The sequence below is a fragment of the Micromonospora tarensis genome (genome assembly GCF_016803395.1).
Classification (GTDB): domain Bacteria; phylum Actinomycetota; class Actinomycetes; order Mycobacteriales; family Micromonosporaceae; genus Micromonospora; species Micromonospora tarensis.
Window position 1 is genome coordinate 1 of record NZ_JAEVHL010000311.1, and the last position, 6447, is coordinate 6447.

General features: G+C 70.1%; 6 protein-coding genes and 1 pseudogene. All 7 read right to left on the bottom strand.

Translation table 11 applies throughout. From position 1 onward, the window contains the following. Positions 1-366: pseudogene (locus JM949_RS32375) on the bottom strand (shikimate dehydrogenase); the annotation flags it as partial. Then, a complete protein-coding gene (mltG, locus tag JM949_RS32380; RefSeq protein ID WP_203151880.1) occupies positions 366-1562 on the bottom strand; it encodes an endolytic transglycosylase MltG in 1197 nt (398 codons plus the stop codon). The gene mltG and the pseudogene JM949_RS32375, both read right to left, overlap by 1 nt. Next, positions 1562-2020 carry a Holliday junction resolvase RuvX gene (gene ruvX / locus JM949_RS32385; protein ID WP_203151881.1) on the bottom strand — a complete coding sequence of 153 codons (459 nt, stop codon included), beginning with the start codon at positions 2018-2020 and terminating at the stop codon, positions 1562-1564. The genes mltG and ruvX overlap by 1 nt, the downstream gene beginning before the upstream one ends. Before the next feature lie 72 nt (positions 2021-2092). Further along, positions 2093-4771, bottom strand: coding sequence for an alanine--tRNA ligase (gene alaS, locus JM949_RS32390; RefSeq protein ID WP_203151882.1), 2679 nt, complete (start codon positions 4769-4771; stop codon positions 2093-2095). Continuing rightward, complete coding sequence (locus JM949_RS32395) at positions 4768-5073, bottom strand: hypothetical protein (RefSeq protein WP_203151883.1); 306 nt, start codon at positions 5071-5073, stop codon at positions 4768-4770. Before JM949_RS32395 ends, alaS begins: the two co-directional genes overlap by 4 nt. Before the next feature lie 25 nt (positions 5074-5098). After that, on the bottom strand, positions 5099-5563 hold the full coding sequence (locus tag JM949_RS32400) for a DUF948 domain-containing protein (RefSeq protein WP_203151884.1): 465 nt from the start codon (positions 5561-5563) through the stop codon (positions 5099-5101). A 148-nt stretch (positions 5564-5711) separates the two neighbouring features. Continuing rightward, positions 5712-6407, bottom strand: a complete 696-nt coding sequence (locus JM949_RS32405; RefSeq protein WP_203151885.1) for a hypothetical protein — start codon at positions 6405-6407, stop codon at positions 5712-5714. Positions 6408-6447: the final 40 nt, after the last annotated feature.

A 6447-nucleotide genomic window follows, 5' to 3' on the forward strand; every position in this document is an offset into this window, starting at 1 on the left:
CGAGGCCTGCGCGGCCACGGCGTCGGTGAGCACCTGCACCATGCCGGCGACGTCGGTGTTGTCCGCGTACCAGGAGCCGTCCGGCCGGCGTACCAACGTGTTGGCCGCGCCGACGGCGGCGGCGACCGGCGAGGCCTGCGCGGCCACGGCGAGCGCCGCCTCCTTGCCCGGCATGGTCACCGACAACCCGGCCCACTCCGGGCCGAGGCCGGCGACCAGATCCGGCAGCTCCGCCGCCGCGCACTCGATCCGGGTGTACGACCACCCGGTCAGCCCGGCGGCGGCGTAACCGGCGGTGTGGATCACCGGGGAGAGGGAGTGCGCGATCGGCTTGCCCAGCACCGCCGCCCGGCGTCGCCCCACCATCAGATGATGCCGGCCTCGCGGGCCCTGGCCTCGTTGCGCTGGTGACCCTCGTACGTCTCGGCGAACGCGGAGTGACCCTGCTTGTCGATCGCCACGAAGTAGAGCCACTTGCCCGGCGGTGGGGCCATCGCCCCTGCCAGGGCCTGCTTACCCGGGTTGTTGATCGGGGTGGGGACCAGACCGCGCAGTTTGCGGTTGTACGGGTTCTTCGGGTCGTCCAGCTCGGTGGCCGTCATCTGCGCCGAGGTCTTGGTCGGCTTGCCGATCGACTCCAGGTAGTAGTTGACGGTGACGTCCATCTCCAGGCAGTTGCAGTCGAACTCCCCGTACACCCGGTTGTAGGCCACCCGGGCGACCTTGCCCAGGTCGTCCTTGTTGCCCGCCTCGGCCTGAGCCAGCGAGGCCACGATCAGCGCCTCGTAGGGGGTGACGCCGCCCCGTTCCTTCTGCACCCGGTCGGCGAAGGTCATCTCGTCCGTCACGGAGAGGAAGCGGTTCACCATCAGCTTGAGGATGCTCTGGGCCGTCGACTTGGGCGGGATCTCGTAGGTGTCCGGGAAGAGGAAGCCCTCGACGGACTTGACGGACTTCTTGCCGTCCGCGCGCTTGAACCACCACTCCGGTACGCCGAGGCCCTCCGGGTCCTTCGCGGCGGTCTGGAAGTCCTTCACCGGGATCTTGGTCTTCTCGGAGAGCAGCTTGTAGATGTTCAGGCTGGTGCGGCCCTCGGGGATGGTCAGCCCGTTGACGATCTTGTTTTTCAGGTCGAGCATCGCGGTCACCGCGCTCGCGGCGCTCATCTGCTTGCGCAGCTTGTACGTGCCCGGCTGGATGTTCTTGCTACGCGAGTTGGCCTCGGCGGCCTCGATGAACGCCTTCTGGCTCTTCACCACGTCGGCGGAGACCAGGGCGTCGGCCATGTCGGCGAGCAGCGCCCCGTTCTTGATCTCGACGGTGATCTCACCGGTCCCGGAGCCGTCGTAGTCGGGGGTGACGAAGTAGTTCTGGATGCGGTCGAAGCCGTAGAACGCGCCGCCGCCGATGCCGCCCAGGAGGATCAGAGCCATCAGCAGGGCCAGGAACGTCTTGCCCCGGCCGCCGCCGGACCCACCCTTGCGTTTCCGGAAGCCGCGCCGGTGCCGACCCTTCTCACCTCGCTCCGGCTCGTCGAACCCAAGATCCAGATCGTCGATCATTACGTCCGCCTCCGCTGCGCGTCCAGCCAGCTCTGCAGGATCTCCACCGCGGCCGCCTGGTCGACAACCGCACGTTGACGTTTACCTCGGACGCCACGCTCGGCAAGCCTACGAGAAGCGACCACGGTCGACATCCTCTCGTCAGTGAGCGTTACCGGGACAGGCGCTATCACATCGACCAGTCGGTCAGCGTACGCCTTCACGTGGACAGCCGCAGGGCCGTGTTTGCCGGCGAGATTGACCGGAAGACCGACGACCACCTCGACGGCCTCGTGCTCGGCCACCAACGCGGCCAGCTCGGCGAGATCGCTCGGCACGGTGTCCGGCGCCGCCGTCAGATCACGCGCCAGCGTGACCAGCGGCGTCGCCAAGATCCCGGCCGGGTCGGAGCGGGAGACCCCCACCCGCACCTGACCGACGTCCACACCGAGCCGCACCCCGCGCGTCAGCTCAGCCACCGACGGTCACCACCGGGCGGGTACGAACCAGGGCGGACCAAACGGCCCGCCCTGGCTGACAGTGATCGATCATCACGCCTCGGTAATCGCCTTCTCGACGGTGAGCAGCAGATTCGGCGCCTCGGTCGCGGGCAGACCACCGCCCTGGGCGAGGTCGGGGCTGCCACCGCCGCGCCCGGAGAACGCCGCCTTCACCAGATCCGACGCGGCCAGGCCCCGACTCCGGGCCGCCGCGTTGACCGCCACCACCAGCGACGCCTTGCCGTTGGCACGAGCCGCCACCGCGACCACCGCCGGCCGGGCCGGGTCGATCTTGCCGCGGATCTCCTGCGCCAGGGTGCGCACGTCGTTGCCGGCCGCGCCCTCCGGCGCCTCGGTGCCCACGTACGCGACCCCGCGCACGTCCTTGGCCTGCGCCGCGAGCGCCGCCGCGCCACCCAGCACCAGCTGGGCGCGCAGCTTCTCCAACTCCTTCTCGGCGTCACGAAGCTGGGTGACGGTCTGCTCCACCCGGTCGGCGACCTGGTCGTTGGGCACCCGGTACAGCTCGGCCAGCCGGGAGACCAGCAGGTGCTCCTTGGCCAGGAAGCCGAAGGCGTCCATGCCGACCAGCGCCTCGACCCGGCGCACGCCCGAACCGATCGACGACTCGGAGAGGATCTTCACCAGGCCGAGCTGGGCCGAGCGGGCCACGTGGGTGCCGCCGCACAGCTCCCGGGCGTAGTCGCCCACCTCGACGACCCGCACCTCCTCGCCGTACTTCTCGCCGAAGAGCGCCATCGCGCCGATCCGCCGCGCCTCGTCCAGCGAGGTGATGAAGGCGTGCACCTCCAGGTCGGCCAGGAGCACCTCGTTGACCTGCTGCTCCACGTCGCGCAGCACAGTCGGCGACACCCCGGTCGGGGTGTTGAAGTCGAACCGGAGCCGGCCGGGCGCGTTCAGCGACCCCGCCTGGGTGGCCGACTCGCCCAGGAAGTTACGCATGGTCTGGTGCACCAGGTGGGTGGCGGTGTGCGACCGGGAGATCGCCCGCCGCCGAGTCGTGTCGATCTCGGCGTAGCCGGCCTCGCCGGTGCGTACCTCGCCCCGGATCACCCGGGCCCGGTGCACGATCAGACCCGGCACCGGCTGCTGCACGTCGAGCACCTCGACCTGCCCGCCGCCGACCGTGATCATGCCCTGGTCGGGCTGCTGACCGCCGCCCTCGGCGTAGAACGGGGTGGTGTCGAGCACCAGCTCGATGGTGTCGCCCTCGATCGCCGCCTGGCGCGGGCCGTCGGCCCCGAGCAGCGCCCGCACCGTCGACTCGCGGGACACCTCGCTGTACCCGGTGAAGGTCACCGGGCCACCCGAGTCCAGCACCGAGCGGTACGCGGACAGGTCGACGTGACCGGTCTTGCGGGCCTGCGCGTCGGCCTTCGCCCGGGTGCGCTGGTCGGCCATCAACCGGCGGAAGCCCTCGTCGTCGACAGTGAGGCCCTGCTCGGCCGCGATCTCCAGGGTCAGGTCGATCGGGAAACCGTACGTGTCGTGCAGCTGGAACGCCTTCGCCCCCGACAACGCCGACCCGCCCGCGGTACGGGTCTCCGCGATCGCCGTGTCCAGGATCGTGGTACCCGCCCGCAGGGTGGACAGGAACGCCTCCTCCTCCGCGTACGCGTAGTCCGCGATCCGGTCGAAGTCGGTCGCCAGCTCCGGGTACGAGGGGGACATGCAGTCCCGCGCCACCGGCAGCAGCTCGGGCAGCGCCCGGTCCTGCCAGCCCAGCAGCCGGATCGACCGGATCGCCCGGCGCATGATCCGCCGCAGCACGTACCCGCGACCCTCGTTCGACGGGGTCACCCCGTCGCCGATGAGCATCAACGCGGTCCGCACGTGATCGGCGATCACCCGCAACCGCACGTCGTCCGGGTGCGACTCACTCGCCACATGGCCGGAGTGCGCGCCGTACCGCTTACCGGTCAGCTCCGCCGCCCGGGCGAGAATCGGCCGCACCTCGTCGATCTCGTACAGGTTGTCGACACCCTGCAGGATCGAGGCCATCCGCTCCAGGCCCATGCCGGTGTCGATGTTCTTCGCCGGCAGGTCACCCAGGATCGGGTAGTCCTCCTTGGTGGTCCCCGGGCCCCGCTCGAACTGCATGAAGACGAGGTTCCAGTACTCCATGTACCGGTCCTCGTCGACCGCCGGTCCACCCTCGGCGCCGTACTCCGGGCCCCGGTCGTAGAACAACTCCGACGACGGGCCGCACGGCCCGGGAATGCCCATCGACCAGAAGTTGTCCGCCTTGCCCCGCCGCACGATCCGCTCGGCCGGCACCCCCACCGACCGCCAGATCTCGAACGCCTCGTCGTCGTCGAGGTAGATCGTCGGCCAGATCCGCTCCGGGTCCAGCCCGTAACCACCCTCGGCGACCGGCTTTGTGGACAGCTCCCAGGCCAGCGGAATCGCCCCGGCCTTGAAGTAGTCGCCGAACGAGAAGTTGCCGTTCATCTGGAAGAACGTGCCGTGCCGGCTGGTCTTGCCGACCTCGTCGATGTCCGGGGTGCGCAGGCACTTCTGGACACTGACCGCCCGCTGGTACGCCGGCGTCTGCTGACCCAGGAAGTACGGCACGAACTGCACCATGCCGGCGTTGACGAACAGCAGGTTCGGGTCGCTGATGGCGGGCAGCGGAGCGGACGGCACCACAGCGTGGCCATTCGCCTCGAAATGCGCGAGGTACCGCCGCTTGATCTCCGCCGTCTTCATCGCTGGTGTTCCTCCGGAAAGATGTCTCGATCGCCGATCCGCGGGTCTTCCCGCAGGTCGGCGAAGTGATCGTCGAACGCCTCGCCCTGGGCGAACGCCTGGTGGATCTCCTGCTCGCGCTCGGCCATCCCGACTCGGACGTCCTCCACGAAGCTACGCAGCGACTCGACGAGCCCGCCAGCGGATTCCGTCAACGTGCTGGCGATGCCGGCCGGTGTGTACGCCTGCGCGGTCCGGGTCGCCTTGCGGACCACGAGCACACCGACGGCCACCCCGATGCCGAGCCAGAACAAACGCCTCATGTCTCGCTGCCTCCTGGTGCGTCAGTCAGCGGTCGCCGCGCCGCGCGGCCCGACGCTGCTGCTTGATGGTGTCGCGCACCTCACGCTCGGTCTCGGCGCGTCGGCGGCCGGCGGCGGCCTTGCGCACGCTGTAACCGAACGCGGCCACCTTGACCAGCGGGTTGGCGGCGGCGGCGGACACCACGGCGGCCAGGTTGGCGATGTTGGCGGTGACGTTCTGCGCGTGGCTGGTCATGGTGTCGACCTTCGCCAGCTGGAGGTTCACCCCGTCCAGCGAGACCTGCACCTGCTCCAGCGCGGTGTTGACGTTCCGCACCGTGGTGTTCACGTCACCGAGCAGCGGCGCGGTCCGGTCGTTGAGGTCATTGATCATGCGAGTGGTGGCGTCCACCGTGTGCCGCAACCGCAGGATGGGCAGCGTCAGGATGAGCACCAGCACCGCGAACGCGCACGCCGCGACCAGCGCCGCGATCGCTCCAATGTCGCCCACGCCTGTCCTCCTCAAGCAGAGTTCCGCAGGACCCGACGTCCCCGGAACGCACAACGATGGCACCCGTACCGGCCGCCGGACCCCGGCGGTCACCGGTAGCGGGCGCGCCCGCCAGCCCCAGACCCTACCGTCCGTGATGGAGACCGGCTCACGACGGTGAGGGTGTCAGCTCCCCCAGCGGATCCGCACTGACCGTTGGGAACGGATCCTCTCCGGTCAGTGACGGGTCGGTGGTTGGCTGTGGCCTGGTCCGCTCGTCGTCGATCGCGTTACGTACCTTCACCGACACCAACGAGCCGGTGCACTCGGTCGCAGCGGCCGGCGGATCCTCAGCCGGCGGGACCGCCGGTTCGCCGTCCACCGGCGGTGGCACACAGGTCGGTTCGCGTACCCAGAGGTCCAGGGTCAGCTCGTCGCGTCGCCAGCAGGTGTAGCTGCCCTTCGTCTGCTGCTCCGGGCAGCGGCTCACCTTCCACGGCTGCCAACCGTCCTGGCGTAGCGCGTCCTCGTAGACCTGCGCCGTCTCCTTGGGTGCCTTCTCCGAGGTCACGGTGCGCTCACGCAGCCGGCAGTCCAGGAGGCACCACCGGCTGCCGCTGACGTCGTCGACCGTCTTCGCGGCGGCCCAGCCGGGCACGTTGAGCTGGTCCAGGTTGTCGAAGACCGGGTCGCGGCTCAGCGTCCGGATGCCGAAGAAGAGCGGCACCGCGCCGAGCAGCACGACGCTGACCAGCACCAGCACCGCCGCCCGCAGCCGGCGTCGCTCCCGCGTCTGCCGACGCGCCTCGGACCGGGCACCCGGTGCGGCGTCGTCGTCCGGCGGGTCCTGGCCGGCCGCGCGCAGCGCGGGCTCGTCGGCGGGTTCCGGTGCCGGCCGATCCGCC